This is a genomic window from Candidatus Symbiopectobacterium endolongispinus (assembly GCF_018777385.1).
Lineage (GTDB): Bacteria > Pseudomonadota > Gammaproteobacteria > Enterobacterales > Enterobacteriaceae > Symbiopectobacterium > Symbiopectobacterium endolongispinus.
Genome location: NZ_JAFJYB010000005.1, coordinates 38,335 through 57,333, shown reverse-complemented (window position 1 = coordinate 57,333; position 18,999 = coordinate 38,335). Strand labels below are relative to the sequence as shown.

Sequence of the window (18,999 nt, the reverse complement as noted above, 5' to 3'; positions counted from 1 at the left end):
GATTACCAGCGGTAGCTAACCGTCGCGATAATCGAGCGTCCAACGCCGTAGAAGCAGGCTTCGTTATTACTGCAAGAGGCCACATAATGCTTATCGGTCAGGTTGTTGACATTGATCTGTAACACCGCACCTTTCCACTGCGACGAGGCTGAACCTAAATCATAGCTCACCATCGCGTCATACAGGATGTAGTGCGGCACACTGAAACTCTCCTTGTTATCGCCATAACTGCTGCCAATGTAACGCACACCGGTTCCCACCGTCAGCCCGGCCAGCGGGCCGTTGTGAACAAAGTAGGTGCCCCAGGCGGAGGCCATATGGCGTGGCGTCGCCGCTGGCCTGTTCCCTGCTGGCGTGCTCGCATTGGTGCTCTCTTTCGTCTCCGCCTCTGTATAACTGTACGCCGACATCAGGCTAAGTGCGGGTGTGATTTGGGTATGGAGTTACGCTTCAGCGCCTCGTGATTCAACTTTGCCAATTTGCTCGTTGAACTTGAGTTTGCTGTTCCATGACGTGATGTTTTTCTGCGTGATGTCAAACAACGATAGCGTTAACAAGGTGTTGCGTCCCACCGGCTGAAACTTTATCCCCACTTCAGTTTGCTCACCGGTTGTGGGCTTGAAGGGTGCCGACCACGGAATGCCGCTGTCCAGATTAGGCTCAAAGGAAGTGCTGTAGCTGATATAGGGTGAAAAACCATTCTCAAACGCATACAGCAGCGCCGCACGACCGGTAAAATCATCATCATTCGACTGCCTTTTGGCATTGTTGAGCGTGCTCTCGTAGGTACGAATTTCTGTCCAATCGTGACGCCCAGAGAGTAACAGGTTCCACTGCTGCCATACCGCCTGATCCTGCACATAGAGTCCTACCTGATCGAGCTTTTTAAACGCGCCGCGTACCAAGGGCAAGTCGCTGTCATTTTCCAGATAAGACCCACCATAGTGAGGGTGAGCCCAATCAAAATCGTACTGACTTCCGCTATTGAGCCACAAATTAGCGTCACGCTTCTGCCAGATATAATCCAACCAGTATGGTATGGTTCACAGAGCTAGTGACGAAGCTCGCTTTCAATTGGGTATCGATCCCCAATTCATCATCATCATCTATTTTTTCGCGTTGCTGGTTACGCGTTAGCGTCGTATCCGTGGCGCTGCCGCCGGTGCTGTAAACCAGAGATTTATAGTTATCATGCAGTTGTGAGTAGCGCAGATTCTGTTGAACAGAAATCGCCCTGTTAAAGGAGTGCTCAAAAATATAACCGAACGCTATCTGCTCACGCGTTGAGTGATGGTAATTCGGATTGCTGACATTCAGCGAGTAAGGAATATAACCGGCGTTGGTGGCAAACACCGTGCCGTAAGCGGGCAGGAAGTTACGAAAACCCGCCTCAGTGTCGTATTGGTAACGGGTAAGTACGGTCAGACTGGTGTCGGCATTGGGCAACCACGTCAACGCCGGGGCGATTGCGATGCGTTGTTGTCTGGCATCTTTAACAAATTACTGCCGGGTATTGGCTATCCCGTTCAAGCAATATAACAGTGCGCTGTCATCGCTCAGCACACCGCCGAAATCAAACGCGGCTTCACCAAAACGTTGGTTACCCGCACTAAACTGCACGTGGCGAATCTTTTCCGCCGTGGGACGTTTACTGGTCATAATAACCGTACCGCCAGGATCGACCTGACCATACATGACAGACTCCGGGCCGCGAATCAATTCAACGCGTTCTAACAACCAGGGATCGATCTTTCCAATACCGGCACCTTGCCCGATCAGGCCAAAGCTCAGCCCATCAAGAAATTTAGGCGCATAGCGAAAACCGCGCACGATGGTTTCATCATTGCGGTTAGAGGAGCCCCGGTAATTTGGAAGCACGCCGACAGAGTAATTAAACGCATCGGAGACAGACCTCACCCGCTGCTTATCCATTTGTGCGCGCGTGACCACCGCAATCGATTGTGGCGTCTTTACCAACGGCATTTGCGTTTTTGTACCGGCGGCACTCTGTTTCGCTATCATTCCACAAGCGGGGAGCGCGGTATTTTTCTCGTCCTGCGCAATGACCACCATCACATCAGCGTTGCCGGTTACCGTTTCGGCGGCCAACGTTTGCCCTGCCATCAATAGCGACGATGCAACACTCAGTACCGAGACATAACCGAAAAACAGCCGCCCAATGAGGTAAAATTTCCTTTTATTTTCAGACACACGCTCATCATTCACTGCAATACTATTTTTATGCATCACAAATAAGTCAACATATTCGTGGCTGATAATGCAAAAAAAAGACTATTTCAAATGCAAACTCTTCTCAATTGCATTTATGCAATTGCATTAATTTTTCTTACTTTGCATTTAACATTGTGTTGTAAAAATGAAAGGGATTCACCATGGGGATGTTCTATCGCTACAGCATTGCCGTCACGAATTTGCTCCTGATGTCTGGTGAACGTGAACCGCGAGACAAATCATTTTCGCAGGAAATGCCACAAGACATCCCTAATAAGACCGAATCACTCGGGCTAATACCCGATACAATTAGTGAATAGCTTAACGTCACTCCGCCGTCGCGAATATCAGTGTTCGATTCTGGACATGCCGCTATGTTGTTAACACATTGGCCAACAGGAAGAGATTGTGTTAAACGGTCACGGCACTCTACGTTGGTGCACTGGACTGGCGGAGCAGCGCATATGGCTGTATAACAAACACTAATTGCTCAAGGAATGAAACAGGATCCCCTATGAAGCTCTCTGTGTTCTCTGCCGTGGCGGCATTGGCGGCTTGCGCGTTTGTGCCTCATGCACAGGCTGTCTCGTTCGACTGTGCATGAGGCACAAACGCGCAGGAAAAGCAGATTTGCCAAAACCCGCTGCTCGGCCAGTTGGATGATGAACTGGCGCAGGAGTGGAAGACCGCACGATCGGCGCTGACCACCTATACGAAGAGCCAGCCCTTTGAACAGGCATTAAACCTGTTCCAGCGTAGTTGGCTCACCACGCGTAACCAATGCCAGGATGAGGATTGCCTGCGCCAGCGCTATCAGCAGCAGCTTAACCGACTGCGCTACCTCAATCAGGTGGCCCAGCACGCGTTACCGACGCCCATTACGCCGATAAAAACCACCGGGTGTTTCCATGGGGCGTTCAGCTACGAGGATTATTTGCAGGACCTCACCAAGGAAGAGTACGACAACCTCGGCAGCTATTTTCAGGAAATGTACGACCAGAAAGCACCGTATAATGCGGTCGGTTTGGACATGACGCAGGAAAAGGGAAAATCAGCGGCAACATTTCCGTCGCGTTCCGCTACGCCAACCGGCTGGATGACGGTGAGTTTACCGCCCGCCAGATGAGCGATACGCAAGCGATTGGCCGCCGGGAAAGCAGCTTTGGCGGCACCACCAAGATCCTGTTTACCTGCGTGAGCGATGACGAAATTCGCATCTCGACGTTTGATACGCAGGGCGAAAGCTACCTGTTCAACATGGTGATGACGCGGCAAAAGCCCTAACGTTCAAAACGCGCTGACGCCTGGAAGCTCGACCAGCTTCCCTCCTCCTGTTCAGGCGTCAGCCGCTTCATGCTCTCAATGCCCATCAGATAGCGATACAGCGGCTCCAGTTGGCGAAAACCTTGTGCCAGCGTGGTGACCAAATCAGCAGAAAACAGCGCGTCCATATCTTGCCGCGTGGTCATGGCAGGAAGGATTTACGGTTGTACCAGGTCGCCAATTCCGCAGGCTGATCCTTAATAAGCGGGCGTTTATAGCTTTCACCTTCCAGCGTAAACGTAGGCGCCAGACACACAGCCATTGCCAAAAAGGCCTGCGAGTTGTCGCGCAGCGTCTGGCGAAACAGCTCCATGGTATCGCGCGTGGCGCTATAGTATCCCAAGCCATAACGCCAGAAATCCGGACCCATTTCGAAAAAGTACACCGGCGCGTCCGTCCAGTCTTTACGCGGGCGTTTAAACGTCAGCCACATCTGGCTACGGTAGCGGGATTTGTCGTGAGAAAAACGGGTATCACGATGGATACGCGACAAGGTTTTACCAATGGCGGGACGAATTTCAAACTGATCGTCGATCGGTAGCATCGTCAGGCTCAAATCATCGACCAACGCGCGAAACGGGGCAACCAGCGTCTCATCGTATATCGCACGGTTGTCGTCAAACCACTCTTTGCTGTTTTCCTGTCGAACCTGTTGAAGAAAAGTCAGGCTCTGCTGTGGGAAACCGTTGAACGTTGTCATGATGGTCTGCCATTGCTAATCCCTTGAATGGCAACCACGATAGCGCGCCCGGCGGTGAAATTCCACCGTCGGGCACACTGACATTACGCCGCGTTACCGGCCAGGAAGAAACGAAACGCCGGATTCTGGGTTTCGTCATGGCACTCGTAGCCCAGCGCCTGCAAGCGTTGCTCAAACTCCGGATCGCGCTCAGTCACTTCGAACGCCGCCAGCACGCGACCAAAATCTGTGCCGTGGCTACGATAGTGGAACAGCGAGATGTTCCAATGCGTGCCGAGCGTATGCAGGAACTTCAGCAGCGCGCCGGGAGATTCCGGAAACTCGAAGCTATAAAGCTGTTCCCGCAACGGCTTGGAAGGGCGTCCGCCGACCATGTAACGCACATGGAACTTCGCCATTTCATCATCGGAGAGATCGACCACCTGGTAACCGCCCGAGGATAGTTCTGCAATAATCTCATCCCGCTCAGCGTGACCACGCGTCAGACGCACCCCCACAAAAATGCAGGCGTCCTTGTCATCGGCGTAGGGTCGTTGAACTCGGTCACCGAGCGCCCACCCAGCAGTTGGCAAAAGATCAAAAAGCTGCCCTTGCTCTCAGGGATGGTTACTGCCAGCAATGCCTCACGCTGTTCACCCAGTTCACAGCGTTCGGAAACGTAGCGCAGGCCGTGGAAGTTGACGTTGGCACCCGACAGAATATGCGCCAGCCGTTCACCCTGAATGCCATGCTGCTGGATATACTTCTTCATCCCAGCCAGTGCCAGCGCACCAGACGGCTCTGCTATAGCCCGCACATCTTCAAAGATATCCTTCAATGCGGCACAAATCGCATCGCTGTCCACGGTGATGACATCATCCAGATATTCCCGGCACAGGCGGAAGGTTTCATCGCCGATGCGTTTGACCGCCACGCCTTCGGCGAACAGTCCAACGCGCGGCAAATCCACCGGGTGTCCGGCATCCAATGCCGCACGCAGGCATGCGGAATCTTCCGCCTCAACGCCGATCACTTTAATCTGCGGCATCAGTTGTTTGATCAACACCGCCACCCCGGCTGCCAGACCACCGCCACCGACGGGTACAAACACGCGATCGAGATGCGCATCCTGCTGCAACAGCTCCATCGCCAGGGCAATTACGGCCGGGTGATCGAACGGCGGAATGAAGGTCATATGCTGCTCTTGCGACAGCGCAATCGCTCTGGCCTTGGCTTCATCGAAATTGGCACCGTGCAACAACACTTCACCACCAAAACCGCGCACCGCATCCACTTTGATATCCGCGGTAGCAACCGGCATGACGATCAGCGCCTTGATGCCGAGCTTGCTGGCCGAAAGCGCAACATCCTGTGCGTGGTTACCGGCGGAGACCGTTACCACACCGTGCGCTTTCTGCGCTTCGGTCAGGATTGCCAACATGGCATAGGCACCACGCAGTTTGAAACTGTGCACCGGCTGACGGTCCTCGCGCTTCACCACAATGGTGTTGCCAAGACGCGCCGAGAGTTTATCCATCGGCTGAAGCGGCGTCACCCGCGCCACTTCATAGACCGGCGCGCGCAACACCGCACGCAAATACTCCGCGCCGCACGGAGCGTCGGGGAGAGGGAGTGATACCGCCATTGAACTTAGCCTCCCAGCTTGCTCTTATCGCGTACCGCGCCTTGGTCCGCGCTGGTTGCCAGACTGGCATAAGCACGCAAGGCAAAGGACACCTGACGCTGACGGTTTTTCGGCGTAAAGGCCGCATCGCCGCGTGCCAGCTCCGCCTCGTGACGGCGTGCCAGTTCATCTTCCGCCACCACCAGTTCAATGGTACGGTTAGGAATATCAATGGCAATGATGTCACCCTCCTCCACCAGCCCGATAGTGCCGCCACTGGCCGCTTCAGGCGAAGCATGACCGATGGAAAGCCCAGAGGTGCCGCCGGAGAAACGACCGTCAGTGATCAACGCGCAGGCTTTACCCAATCCCATGGATTTCAGGAAGCTGGTCGGGTAGAGCATCTCTTGCATGCTCGGCCCGCCTTTCGGCCCTTCGTAACGGATAACCACAACATCACCCGCGACCACCTTACCACCCAGAATGGCTTCCACGGCGTCATCCTGAGATTCGTACACTTTGGCCGGGCCACGGAACACCAGGCTACCTTCATCCACACCGGCGGTTTTTACGATACAGCCTTTTTCCGCGATGTTGCCGTACAGCACCGCAAGACCGCCATCCTGACTGTAGGCGTGCTCACGCGCACGGATACAGCCCTGTTCACGATCGGTATCCAGCGACTCCCAGCGGCAATCCTGTGAGAACGCCTGTGTGGTACGAATGCCCGCTGGCCCTGCGGAGTACATGCTTTTCATCGCGTCATCATCGGTCAGCATGACGTCGTAAGCGTTCAGCGTTTCCGTCAGGCTTTTGCCCAGCACGTTGCGCACATCGCGGTTCAGCAATCCGGCACGATCCAGTTCGCCCAGAATACCGATCACCCCACCCGCACGGTGTACGTCTTCCATGTGGTATTTCTGCGTGCTCGGAGCCACTTTACACAGTTGCGGCACACGGCGTGACAGACGATCGATGTCGTCCATAGTGAAATCCACTTCCGCTTCCTGCGCGGAGGCCAGCAAGTGCAGAACGGTGTTGGTGGAACCGCCCATGGCGATATCCGGCGTCATGGCGTTTTCAAACGCAGCCTTGGTCGCGATATTACGCGGCAGCGCGCTGGCATCATCCTGCTCGTAGTGGCGTTTGGTCAGTTCAACGATACGAGAGCCCGCGTTCAAAAACAGTTGCTTACGATCGGCGTGGGTCGCCAGCAGCGAGCCATTGCCCGGCTGTGACAGGCCCAGTGCTTCCATCAGGCAGTTCATCGAGTTAGCGGTAAACATGCCGGAACAAAAACCGCAGGTCGGGCAAGCGGAACGTTCGATCTGATCGCTATCCGCATCGCTGACGTTCGGGTTAGCCCCCTGGATCATGGCATCCACCAAGTCCAGTTTGATCAATTGGTTAGAAAGCTTGGTTTTCCCAGCTTCCATCGGACCGCCAGAAACAAAGATCACCGGGATGTTCAGGCGCAGTGAGGCCATCAGCATTCCGGGGGTGATTTTGTCGCAGTTGGAAATGCACACCATCGCATCGGCGCAGTGGGCATTGACCATGTATTCGACCGAATCGGCAATCAGCTCACGTGATGGCAGGGAGTAGAGCATGCCACCGTGCCCCATCGCGATACCATCATCCACCGCAATGGTGTTGAACTCTTAGGCCACGCCGCCAGCGGCTTCGATTTGCTCCGCCACCAGTTTGCCCAGATCACGCAAGTGCACGTGGCCCGGAACAAATTGTGTGAACGAGTTGACCACGGCGATGATCGGCTTGCCGAAATCGGCATCGGTCATTCCGGTGGCACGCCACAGGGCGCGGGCACCTGCCATGTTACGGCCATGCGTGGTTGTGGCTGAACGGTACTTAGGCATACTCTGTTACTCCAGTGTGTGTTTCATCCCCTTTCCTGCTCCCGTTCAGCGGCGACTGGCGTCTTGGGTTCGTGAAGCAAAGGAAAGGGGTGTATTAATCTTTCTTGTTACGATTACGGGTTAACCTGATCTAACCAGCCCCATTTGTCTTCGGTTTCGCCGGTAAACAGGCCGAAGAACGCTTTTTGTAATTGTTTGGTGACTGGGCCACAACGACCAATGCCAACCTGAATACCGTCCACGCTGCGCACCGGGGTGATTTCCGCGGCAGTACCGGACATAAAGACTTCATCCGCCAAATAGAGCGACTCACGCGACAGCACCTGCTCACGCACTTCCAGCCCCAGGCTCTGCGCCAGTTTGATAATGGCGTCACGAGTGATACCCGGCAGCGCTGATGAGGTGAACGGCGGGGTGAACAACACGCCATCTTTCACTTCAAACAGGTTTTCACCTGCACCTTCAGATATATAACCATTGACGTCCAGCGCAATCCCTTCCTGATAACCGTGGCGACGCGCTTCGCTGCCCACCAGCAGGGAGGAAAGGTAGTTACCGCCCGCTTTTGCGGCCGTTGGAATGGTGTTGGCCGCCACACGGTTCCAAGAGGACACCATGGCATCAATCCCCTGATCCAGTGCGTCTTCGCCCAGATACGCGCCCCAGGGAAATGCCGCAATGATGACATCCGTGACGTAACCTTCCGGTGGATTCACGCCCATGCCAACGTCGCCAACGAACACCACCGGACGAATGTAGGCGCTTTTCAGATCATTTTTACGTAGCGTTGCGCGGCAGGCCTCCATTAGGTCATCCACGCTGTACTGCACCGGCATACGATAAATTTTAGCGGAGTCGTGCAGGCGGCGCATGTGTTCACGGTGACGGAATACCACTGGGCCTTTATGGGAATCGTAACAGCGCACCCCTTCAAACACCGACGTACCATAATGCAGCGCATGGGACATCACGTGTACTTTAGCTTCCGCCCACGGCACCATCTCACCATTGAACCAAATATAATCAGCTTTGCTTGTCATTCTCTTTATCCTTTCTAATGCCTTCAGGCACGTATTTGTTGTGATGTGTGGGGTTGTATTTCAACACAAGCGATATCAAGCAGCTTGCTTAACTTTGTTGACAATAAATCCACCGGCCGTTGGCTGGCAACGGTCAATTCGATATTGATGTGGTCCGGGTTGGCGGCCGTCATCATGTTCATGGCACACACCCGGAAACCGCGGTGGCGTACCACGCGCAACACGCGCTCCAGCATTTCGGGACGAAAGCGAGCCTGTATGGAAAGTTAATGGTGCGTCATTCTCTTTTCTCCTGCCATTATTCGGTACGTTCCAGCATGGTTTCATTCCCGGCACCCGGTGGAACCAGCGGCCAGACGTTTTCCAGTTCATCGATAGAGACATGCAGCAAATACGGCCCATCACTGCTCAACAGGGCATCCAGCGCGGCATCGATCTGATCTTTTCTGGTTATGCGTTGCCCTGGAATACCAAATGCGCTTGCCAGGGTCAGAAAATCGGGGTTATCGGAGAGGTTGGTTTCGCTATAACGCTCATTGAAGAACAACTGCTGCCACTGTCGAACCATGCCTAACCGTTGGTTATCCAGCAGCACGATTTTTATCGGCAGCTGTTTTCGTTTGATGGTGCCCAGCTCTTGCACGTTCATCATGAAATAGTCGTCACCGGAAATACACACCACGGTATCTTTAGGGCGGGCTACCTGCGCGCCGACTGCCGCTGGCAAACCAAAGCCCATGGTGCCTAACCAGCTGGAGGTGATGAAATTTTCCGGACTGGAAAAACGCATGTGCTGTGCGGCCCACATCTGGTGCTGGCCGACATCGGTGGTGATTACGGTTTCCGCCGGTTTGCGTTCAGACAGGATTTTTAACAGCGCGGGCGCATAGATGGCTTCACCCGGATGATCGTAACGCCACGGGTATTCGGCTTTCAGCGCCGCCACCTCTTGACGCCAAGCGTCAATCGCCAGCGGCTGGGCCAATGCAGGCAACAGCGTGTTCAAATCCCCCGGCAGCGCCACGTTGGTCTGACGCAATTTACTCAGCTCTGCCGGATCGATATCCAGATGGATAACCGCTGCATGAGGCGCAAACGCATTCAGTTTACCCGTCACGCGATCGTCAAAACGCGCACCGACGGCAATCAGCAAATCACACGCCTGCACCGACAGGTTGGCCGCTTTGGTACCGTGCATGCCCAACATACCGAGGTAGTGCGGATGCTCAGCATCAACGGCACCCAATCCTTTCAGCGTAACGACGGAGGGAATGCCCGTCTCAGCAATGAACGCACGCAGAGCAGGCACCGCCTGCGCCATGCCCACACCGCCGCCAGCGTATAACATCGGTTTTTTTCGCCGCCGCCAGCATGGCACGCGCTTGTTCGATGGCCTGCTCGGGGAAATTCGGCTGGCTATCATCGACTGGCGTAAACTGCGGGGCTATCTCACTGGTGGCCAACTGAATGTCTTTAGGGATATCCACCAGCACCGGGCCGGGACGACCGCTGCTGGCGATGGCTTCTGCCATAATCTCCGGCAGCGACTCCAGCGAATCCACCAGGAAGCTGTGTTTGGTGCAGACCAGCGACAGGCCCAGCACGTCGATTTCCTGAAAGGCATCAGTACCGATCAGCGGTGAAGCCACCTGACCAGTAATCGCCACAACCGGCACAGAATCCAGCAGCGCATCCGCCAACCCCGGTGATCAGGTTAGTGGCACCGGGGCCTGAGGTGGCGATACACACGCCTACCTTGCCGGTCGCGCGGGCATAACCGAGCGCCGCCATGGCAGCGCCTTGTTCATGACGGCACAACAGGTGCTCAACGCCGCCGTCGTAGAGTGCATCGTAAACCAGCATGATCGCGCCGCCCGGATAACCAAACACGGTATCGACACCTTGCGCCCGCAACGCTTACACCACCCATTGAGCCCCATTCATAGTTTATTTCCCCGACGCTGCCGGGGAGAAACAGGATTTTATGCTGTAAGACATACTCCACTCCCTTCTGTAGTTTTTACCGCCCAACAAAAACCCCACGACCTTACGGTGCGGGGTTTTTTGAATTACGGCTTGATTTTTAAGCCATTCTTCGTCTCAGCGACGCCTCGCACGGTGGGTTAATAATCACTACCGCACGACAAAAGCCGATGAAAAAATCTGCGTTAAATGCAAACTAATCATATAGATATAAATAATTATTCATATTGTGCTTTTTCTTCGAGCTTTCTCCGACGACGACGTAGATTCGCGCAAAGCTGCAAGTCAGCGCCCATTCCAGAGGAAACTCACTGCATGCCAATCACCTTTGTGCGAACCGTTGCTGATAACGTTGTTTTTATACTGCCGCTTAGGCTCAGGATGGCGCACGCTGCCGGGATTTACAGGAGGGAGCGTTTGTCGCTGGCAATTACCTATTCGCGCGCAATGATTGGCATTCAGGCCACTTGCGTGACGATCGAAGCCCATATCAGCAATGGCTTGCCCGCATTGACGCTGGTTGGCCTGCCGGAAACCACGGTTAAGGAAGCACGGGATCGGGTGCGCAGCGCACTGCTCAATGCCGGGCTCACCTTTCCCGCCAAGCGGATTACCGTCAATCTCGCCCCAGCGGATTTGCCCAAGGAGGGCGGGCGCTACGATCTGCCTATCGCACTATCGATTCTGGCAGCCTCATACTCAGATTTGTGGCAAGGCGTTAGCGCAGTATGATTCTGGGTGAATTAGGATTATCCGAGGCGCTGCGTGCGGTTACCGGCGCGATCCCGGCAGCCATCGCGGCTGGCAAGGCAGGCCGGCAGCTTATTTTGCCACTGGCTCATCAGCAGGAAATGGCGCTTATCGGGCACGGTGAAGTATTGCTGGCAGAACACCTGAATGCGGTGTGCGCCTTTTTGCACAGCGGTGAGCCGTTAGCCAGCAGCCAGGCGGTTGAAGTTCATGCGCCCGACCTCAACAACGCCCCGGACCTGGCAGACATCATTGGGCAAGAGCAGGGAAAAATGGCGCTCGAAGTCACTGCCGCCGGAGGCCACAACCTGCTGCTGATGGGACCGCCCGGCACTGGAAAAACCATGCTGGCTAGCCGTCTTGCTGGGCTATTGCCCCCGTTGAGCAATGAAGAGGTGCTGGAGGTGGCCGCCATTAACAGCCTGGTGAGCGCTACGGATATGACGCTGGGCTTGTGGCATACCCGCCCCTTTCGAGCACCGCACCACAGCGCATCCATGACGGCATTGGTAGGTGGTGGCGGACTGCCAAAACCGGGAGAGATCTCATTGGCGCACAATGGCATACTGTTCCTCGATGAGTTACCCGAGTTCGAGCGGCGTGTACTGGATGCCCTGCGAGAACCGTTAGAGGCCGGCGAAATCGTGATTTCCCGCACGCGGGCTAAAGTGAATTATCCCGCCCGCGTGCAACTCGTCGTCGCCATGAACCCCAGCCCATCGGGGCACTATCAAGGTACCCATAACCGCTTGCCGGTACAGCAGATCCTGCGCTATCTGGGAAAACTCTCCGGGCCATTTCTCGACCGATTCGATCTGTCGATTGAAGTTCCGCTACTGCCTCCCGGAACGCTGCACAAACAGTGGCAACCGGGAGAGCGCAGCGCCGACGTTCGAGCACGCGTATTGACGGCACGAGAGAGGCAACTTGCACGAGCGGGGAAAATCAATGTGCGCCTGACACCGCCAGAAATGGATATTCACTGCCGCTTGCACGAAGAGGATGCCATCCAAACTGGAGCTGTCTGTGCGTGCCTGGCACCGCATTTTGAAGGTAGCAAGAACCATCGCCGATCTGGCGCAGCAGCCCGATATCCAGCGCGACCATTTGGCGGAGGCAATCAGTTATCGCTGCATGGACAGGTTACTGAGCCGCTTACACCACGATTTAGGGTAAAGCACTGACATAAAAAACGAGGCCATTGGCCCCGCGAGTGAAAAACTTAATCGTCGCTATCCGTGTATTCTTCCACCGCATCCATCTGCGGCTTACCGCCGGACAGCGTGTGGCAACGCTTCTGGCGACGAATACGTGCAACATATTTGGCCCAGGTTTTTTCCATGTCGGTGGATGCATCGCGTTCACCGCGGCACATAGCAACGAATTGAATCTCTTACTCGGTCACCGGTTGGCGTTTACCCAGGTCAAGCTCATTCAGCGCATAGCCATAACGCTCCAGCATCTGGGCTTCTTTGATGGTGAAGTCACCGTGACGAGAGAAGCCGCGTGGATAGGATTTATTATCAAAAAAACGATTCGTTGTAGAGAAGCTTTCCGCCATCTTACACGCTCCTAATTCTTTTATGGTCGTGCTGTTTATGGCGCGGAGTATTAGATAGGCTTGACATTCTGTAAAACAAAACATTTAAATCATCACAACAAATTTTTTTTGGAGATAGGCGTGGATACCGAATTACTGAAAACCTTCCTGGAAGTCAGCAGAACCCGGCATTTTGGGCGCTCCGCAGAATCGCTCTATCTGACCCAATCGGCGGTCAGCTTTCGTATTCGCCAATTAGAAAATCAACTTGGTGCAAATTTGTTCACTCGCCATCGCAATAATATTCGCATGACACCGGCGGGCGAGCGGTTGTTGCCCTACGCAGAGAGTCTGATGGGCACCTGGCAACTGGCTAAAAAAGAGGTCGCGCGTTCGCAGCAGCACCAGTTGCTGTCGATTGGTGCGACGGCATCGCTGTGGGAAGCCTACCTAACACCCTGGCTACAAACGTTATATCAGCAGCGCCCGCTGCTTCAGCTTGAAGCGCGCATTGCACAACGTCACTCTCTGGTGCAGCAGTTACACGAGCGGCGTTTGGACCTGCTGATCACCACCGAGCAGCCCAAAATGGAAGAGTTAACCAGCCATTTGTTATGAAACTTCTCTCTGGCGTTGTTCGCCACACAGGATGAGGAGCAGACTGAACGACCTTTTATCAAACTGGAATGGGGCGCGGATTTTCATCAACATGAAGGGCGGTTATTGAGTAACGAACAGCTTCCTATCCTGACCACCACCTCAGCACACCTGACGCGCCAGCTGCTGCCGACCACCGGCGGTTGTGCCTTTCTGCCGCGCCATTGGGAAAAAACGTACCCATTGCTTTACATACAGCAAAATACGCCACCGGTGATCCGCCCGCTGTATGCCGTTTGGCTGCAAAACAGCGACCAGCAGGCGTTAATCCGTCAACTGCTTAAAACCCCTATTGCCAATAACTATCTTGGTCCACCAGGAGCTGAGCGTGCCATCAAAGGTGATATAGGTTTGAATCAGACCTTGAATCAGCACCCCAAAGAAGGTGCCCAGTACCGTGCCGACGCCGCCGGTCAGGAGCGTACCGCCAATCACCACTGCCGCAATCGCATCCAGCTCCACGCCGCTCGCAGCCAGCGCGTAACCCGCGGAGGTATAGAGCGGGAACACAATGCCGGACAACACCGCCAGCGTACTGGAAAACATGTAGATTTGAATGGTGGTTTTTCTCACCCGCACCCCATCAGCTCCGCTGAAGTGATATTGCCGCCAATGGCGTAAACGCGATGGCCAAAACAGGTGCGATGCGCCAAGACCATCCCGACAATCACCGTCATCAGCATGATCAACGCCAAAAAAGTCAGGCGTCCCCCACCGGGCATACGCCACGCCAATCCGGCAAATTGTTGATACACGGGGTGTTCAATCGGGATAGACTCCTGAGAGACAATAAAGCTCATGCCGCGCACAAAGAACATACCGGCCAGCGTGATGATAAACGCAGGCAGTTTCAGGGTGTCGATAATCCACCACATTAGGGCACCGAATGCCGCCCCCATCACCAGCGCCAGCGCAATGGCATAGCCGGGATGCATACCATAGGTACCAATCAGCTTAGCTAATAGCACGCCGGTAAAGGCGATCACCAAGCCGACGGAGAGATCGATCCGACCGGAGAGAATCACAAAGGTCATGCCGACAGCGACGATCCCGATAAAGGCATTATCCGTCAGCAGGTTGAAGAACACGCGCGTGGAAGCAAATCCCGGAAACTGGCTCAGGCAAAACAGATAGCCGACGATAAAAACCACGAGCGTAATCAACAGCGGAATATTTCGTTTCAGCATTATTCGTGCCTCCGCGACAGACGGCGCAGCGAGAAGCGCGGAGACTGCATGATCAGCACCACCAACACCACCAACGCCTTGAGCACCAGGTTCAGCTCTGGCTTGTACCCCGCCAGCAGAATACCGGTGTTCATACTTTGAATAATCAATGCCACAATAACCGAAAGCAGCAGATTGAAACGGCCCCCAAGCAGAGAGCCGCCGCCGATCACCACCGCCAGAATCGCATCCAGTTCAAGCCACAAACCGGCATTGTTCGCATCCGCACCGCGAATTTCGGCCGTAATAATGACACCCGCAACCGCAGCACAGATACCGCAGATGACATAGACAGAAATCAGGATCAGGCGCGTGCTGATGCCCGCGTTTCTGGCAGAGCGAACATTGATACCCACCGCTTCAATAAATAATCCCAACGCGGTTTTACGTGTCAGTAACCAGAGCAAAAGCAGCATGGCACAGGCGATAATCACCGGCATTGGCAGGTAGAACAACGAGCCGCTGCCCAGATGTGCCAGTGCAGGGTGTGCGAAGGTAATAATCTGCCCTTCGGTAATCAGTTGTGCGACACCACGACCAGCCACCATCAGCATCAAGGTCGCCACAATCGGCTGGATCTGTAACACAGCGACCAGAAAACCACTCCACAGCCCGCACACTGCGCCAGTGAGCACTGCCGCCAGTAGAATCACCGGCAACGCATACCCTTGCGCCGCAAGGCTCGCTGCCGTGGCACCGGCGATAGCCATCACCGCCCCCACCGAAAGATCAATACCACCGGTGGCGATCACCAGCGTCATGCCCAATGCCAGCAATGCGACCGGCGCGCCGCGATTAAGGATATCGATCAGGCTACCGAACAAACGGCCATCTTGCATATGCAGCGAAAAGAAGTTGGGCGCTACCAGGCTATCGATTAACAGGATGACCACCAACGCCGCAATCTGTGGTAGCCCTTTACTGACGCCGAAGCGCACCCGACGCACGGGTTTAACATTGCTGTCCGTCATGCGCACCTCCTGGTTGTAATGCAATGGCTTGCATCACGGCAGCAACGGAAATCTCCTGATGCGCCAGATGTGCCACCTGCTTTCTATCGCGCAACACAATGATACGGTCGGCGTAACCGGTCAGCTCTTCCAGCTCAGAAGAGATAACCAGCAGCGCCATACCGCGCTCACACAGTTTTTCTATCAAACGAATGATTTCGGCATGGGCCCCAACATCAATGCCACGCGTCGGCTCATCAAGAATGAGAAAACGCGGTTCTGTCGCCAGCCAGCGCGACAGCAACACCTTTTGTTGGTTGCCGCCAGACAGATACTGAATTTCCTGTTCAGGACCCGGCGTGCGTATCCCCAATCTCTCAATGAACATTTCTGCAATGCGGGTTTGCTCTTTTAACGCCAGCAGACGCAACCACCCGCGCTGGGCCTGCAACGCCAGAATAATGTTTTCTCGAACGGTCGCTGAACCGACGATGCCCTCGATTTTGCGATCTTCAGGGCAATAACCAAAACCCAGCTTGCCCGCCTTGCGTGGGCTCCGAATGGAGACGGACTGACCATCAACTCTGGCTTCACCGCTATCTGGCGTTTTAATACCAAAGACGAGCTGAGCGGTTTCTGTGCGACCCGATCCCAATAATCCCGCTAGCCCGACAGTTTCGCCTGGCGCAACGGACAAATCAAAGGGATCAACCATATTACGACGACCATAGCCACGAAACTCGACCAAAGGATCGCCGGTTTCAGTCGCATGGGCTGAGCGCTTTAATAGCGATTCATCAAAACTGTGGCCCAGCATCATCTGTACCAGATCGATACGTGGCAACGCCGCCGTCATTTCACTGCCCACCAGTTTGCCGTTACGCAACACGGTGATACGATCGCTAAGGCGATAAACCTGATCGAGAAAATGGGTGACAAAAATCATGCCCACACCGTGCTCACGCAAATGGGACAGAATGCCGAACAGCATATCGACCTCATTCGCATCCAGGCTGGCAGTGGGTTCATCAAGGATCAGTACTTTGGCGGAAAGATCGACCGCACGAGCGATAGCAATAATCTGCTGAATGGCGATCGAGTAATTGCCTAAAGGATCGGTAACATCTATCCGTAGCCCGTAGTAGGCAACAATTTCTCTGGCAAGCCGCGCCATTTCTTTCTGATCAATCATGCCGAAGCGCAAGGGTTCCCGACCCAAAAACAAATTCGCCGCCACCGACAGATTGGGTAAAAGGTTGACCTCTTGGTAAACGGTACCGATGCCCAAGGATTGCGCGTGTGCAGTGTTTAACGGATCGATAGCGTTACCTTCGAGAAAAATCGCTCCTGCTGAACGCCGATAAACCCCGGTCAATGCTTTTATCAGCGTCGATTTTCCCGCACCGTTTTCACCCAGCAAAGCAACAATTTCCCCTTTGCGTAGCGTGAAATCGACGCTCATTCCCTGGATGTCCAACAGCAATTCAGTGTCCATCAGACTCACCTATGCCACTTGCGTTTGGGTGTTGGTCAAAACACAACCTTATTGATTACGCCTAAAACATCAGGTAACGATGGCGCATTGCACGCCATCGTTATCAGGCTTAATAACCGAGGTCTTTTTTGGATTGGTATTCCGCTGGCGCCGTATCCGGCAATAATAATCTTGATTCAGTCTGAATAAATTTCTGTGGCTGCTTTCCTTCTTTTTTCAAGGCAATTAACGCATCAAATGCCGGGCCAGCCATATTTGGCGTCAGCTCTACTGTGGCATTGGCTTCACCGTCGATCATTGCTTTAAAAATATCGGTAACAGCATCTATAGAAACCACTTTAATTTGCGAGCCCGGTTTTAATCCGGCCTCTTTAATGGCCTGAATGGCACAGATCGCCATATCATCGTTATGGGCATAAACCGCGCAGATATTCTTGCCGTTCTGCTCCGCTTTGATGAAGCTTTCCATCACCTCTTTACCCTTGCTGCGGGTAAAATCGCCTGATTGAGAGCGTATGATCTTCACATTCGGAGAAGCAGCGATGCCGTCAACAAACCCTTTTTTGCGGTTTATTGCAACGCTCGATCCCACCGTGCCTTGCAGCTCAACAACGTTACAGGGCTGACCAGCCACATCCTTCAGCAGCCATTCGGCAGCCACCTTACCTTCGTAGACGCTGCCAGAAGCAACCGCAGCGGTATACAAAGAGGGATCGTTAACATCGATCATACGGTCCAGCAGGAATACCGGTATTTTTGCTTCCTTGGCTTCCTGAAGTACTGGCGTCCAACTCGTTGCAACCACGGGCGCGATAAAAATGGCATCAACGCCTTGTGTGATAAACGATCTTACTGCTTTGATCTGGTTTTCTTGTTTCTGTTGCGCATCCGCGATTTTTAAGGTGATACCCCGTTTTTCTGCTTCCTGTTTAGAGACTTTGGTTTCAGCAGAGCGCCATCCCGACTCGGAACCGATTTGAGAAAATCCCACGGTGAGCGCCGAAGCCTGTGTTGCGCCACATAATGCTGTAGCGACAGCCATTGCGACCAGTAAACGCCTGTACATAATCTACTCCTTTATGAGCAGCCGACAGCTTTTTGGCTTGTTTGCAGGTTTTAACCCCACGTCAATGCGTGCAGGTTGTACAGAGACACGACATGCACCTGGCATTTTTTATCAGGGCTTATCTGTTTTAGTCGAAATAGTGACGAAGCGGGATGAGCAAGCTCACAACCTGGTATTAAGATAGGTTTGTACATAATTAAAGCTAATTCATTCAGCCATTTTCAGGCGTTTAAACACATGAGGAGGGGCAAATTAATGCATATAAACGGTATGGGATTATTTGCGCGTTACGGTTACGCTAAAAACCACGCACAGCAAAAAGGGCTGTCCTTTCGGACAGCCCCTTCGCTATATTAAAAGCCTGGCAGTTCCCTACTCTCACATGGGGAAGCCCCACACTACCATCGGCGCTACGGCGTTTCACTTCTGAGTTCGACATGGGGTCAGGTGGGACCACCGCGCTATCGCCGCCAGGCATATTCTGTTTTACATCCACCGCTTCTCAGCCATGAATGCCAATCTGTCAACAAGCTGAACTTCTCGAGCACGTGATTATT

Annotated in this window: 6 protein-coding genes, 1 rRNA gene and 11 pseudogenes; 4 read left to right on the top strand and 14 right to left on the bottom strand. The window is 54.0% G+C overall.

Features of this window, described 5'->3' with window-relative positions:
* Positions 1 to 2: 2 nt before the first annotated feature.
* Positions 3 to 2,124, bottom strand: a pseudogene (locus tag JZM30_RS19125) (TonB-dependent siderophore receptor).
* A 622-nt stretch (positions 2,125 to 2,746) separates the two neighbouring features.
* On the opposite strand from JZM30_RS19125, the pseudogene JZM30_RS24860 reads away from it, so the two are divergent.
* A pseudogene (locus JZM30_RS24860) lies at positions 2,747 to 3,516 on the top strand (lysozyme inhibitor LprI family protein).
* Here JZM30_RS24860 and JZM30_RS19110 read toward each other — a convergent pair.
* From JZM30_RS19110 to JZM30_RS25015, 7 genes and pseudogenes are all read right to left on the bottom strand, one after another.
* A pseudogene (locus tag JZM30_RS19110) lies at positions 3,513 to 4,258 on the bottom strand (DUF2461 domain-containing protein). The pseudogenes JZM30_RS24860 and JZM30_RS19110 sit on opposite strands and share 4 nt — an antisense overlap.
* Positions 4,259 to 4,338: 80 nt before the next feature.
* Positions 4,339 to 5,879, bottom strand: a pseudogene (ilvA, locus tag JZM30_RS19105) (threonine ammonia-lyase, biosynthetic).
* Positions 5,880 to 5,884: 5 nt separating this feature from the next.
* A pseudogene (gene ilvD, locus JZM30_RS19100) lies at positions 5,885 to 7,735 on the bottom strand (dihydroxy-acid dehydratase).
* 113 nt (positions 7,736 to 7,848) lie between these two features.
* Entirely contained in the window at positions 7,849 to 8,775 is a 927-nt protein-coding gene (locus JZM30_RS19095) for a branched-chain amino acid transaminase (RefSeq protein ID WP_252320709.1), read from the bottom strand.
* A gap of 23 nt (positions 8,776 to 8,798) precedes the next feature.
* Positions 8,799 to 9,035 carry an acetolactate synthase 2 small subunit gene (ilvM, locus tag JZM30_RS19090; RefSeq protein ID WP_291831898.1) on the bottom strand — a complete coding sequence of 79 codons (237 nt, stop codon included), beginning with the start codon at positions 9,033 to 9,035 and terminating at the stop codon, positions 8,799 to 8,801.
* Positions 9,036 to 9,073: 38 nt separating this feature from the next.
* Positions 9,074 to 10,689: pseudogene (ilvG, locus tag JZM30_RS19085) on the bottom strand (acetolactate synthase 2 catalytic subunit).
* A gap of 169 nt (positions 10,690 to 10,858) precedes the next feature.
* Entirely contained in the window at positions 10,859 to 10,930 is a 72-nt protein-coding gene (locus JZM30_RS25015) for an IlvGEDA operon leader peptide (protein ID WP_498038018.1), read from the bottom strand.
* Between the two features lie 245 nt (positions 10,931 to 11,175).
* Here JZM30_RS25015 and JZM30_RS19080 point away from each other — a divergent pair.
* A pseudogene (locus JZM30_RS19080) lies at positions 11,176 to 12,684 on the top strand (YifB family Mg chelatase-like AAA ATPase).
* Between the two features lie 46 nt (positions 12,685 to 12,730).
* On the opposite strand, the pseudogene JZM30_RS19075 reads toward JZM30_RS19080, so the two are convergent.
* Positions 12,731 to 13,069 (bottom strand): annotated as a pseudogene (locus JZM30_RS19075) (MaoP family protein).
* Positions 13,070 to 13,189: 120 nt separating this feature from the next.
* On the opposite strand from JZM30_RS19075, the pseudogene hdfR reads away from it, so the two are divergent.
* Positions 13,190 to 13,663 (top strand): annotated as a pseudogene (hdfR, locus tag JZM30_RS24855) (HTH-type transcriptional regulator HdfR); the annotation flags it as partial.
* A gap of 48 nt (positions 13,664 to 13,711) precedes the next feature.
* A pseudogene (locus JZM30_RS24850) lies at positions 13,712 to 14,005 on the top strand (HTH-type transcriptional regulator HdfR); the annotation flags it as partial.
* Here JZM30_RS24850 and yjfF read toward each other — a convergent pair.
* The 5 genes and pseudogenes from yjfF to rrf form a co-directional block, all read right to left on the bottom strand.
* A pseudogene (yjfF, locus tag JZM30_RS19065) lies at positions 14,000 to 14,892 on the bottom strand (galactofuranose ABC transporter, permease protein YjfF); the annotation flags it as partial. The pseudogenes JZM30_RS24850 and yjfF overlap by 6 nt on opposite strands.
* Positions 14,892 to 15,902 carry a galactofuranose ABC transporter, ATP-binding protein YtfT gene (gene ytfT / locus JZM30_RS19060; protein WP_252320705.1) on the bottom strand — a complete coding sequence of 337 codons (1,011 nt, stop codon included), beginning with the start codon at positions 15,900 to 15,902 and terminating at the stop codon, positions 14,892 to 14,894. The pseudogene yjfF and the gene ytfT, both read right to left, overlap by 1 nt.
* Positions 15,883 to 17,376, bottom strand: coding sequence for a sugar ABC transporter ATP-binding protein (locus JZM30_RS19055; RefSeq protein ID WP_252320704.1), 1,494 nt, complete (start codon positions 17,374 to 17,376; stop codon positions 15,883 to 15,885). Before JZM30_RS19055 ends, ytfT begins: the two co-directional genes overlap by 20 nt.
* A gap of 109 nt (positions 17,377 to 17,485) precedes the next feature.
* Positions 17,486 to 18,442: a galactofuranose ABC transporter, galactofuranose-binding protein YtfQ gene (gene ytfQ, locus JZM30_RS19050; protein WP_252320702.1), complete on the bottom strand. Its 957-nt coding sequence runs from the start codon at positions 18,440 to 18,442 to the stop codon at positions 17,486 to 17,488.
* A 359-nt stretch (positions 18,443 to 18,801) separates the two neighbouring features.
* A 5S ribosomal RNA gene (rrf, locus tag JZM30_RS19045) occupies positions 18,802 to 18,917 on the bottom strand.
* Positions 18,918 to 18,999 lie beyond the last annotated feature (82 nt).

Coding starts and splice junctions, on each gene's coding strand:
- ytfT (WP_252320705.1), bottom strand. CDS start 15,902: ATGACGGACAGCAATGTTAAACCCGTGCGTCGGGTGCGCTTCGGCGTC.
- JZM30_RS19095 (WP_252320709.1), bottom strand. CDS start 8,775: ATGACAAGCAAAGCTGATTATATTTGGTTCAATGGTGAGATGGTGCCG.
- ytfQ (WP_252320702.1), bottom strand. CDS start 18,442: ATGTACAGGCGTTTACTGGTCGCAATGGCTGTCGCTACAGCATTATGT.
- JZM30_RS19055 (WP_252320704.1), bottom strand. CDS start 17,376: ATGGACACTGAATTGCTGTTGGACATCCAGGGAATGAGCGTCGATTTC.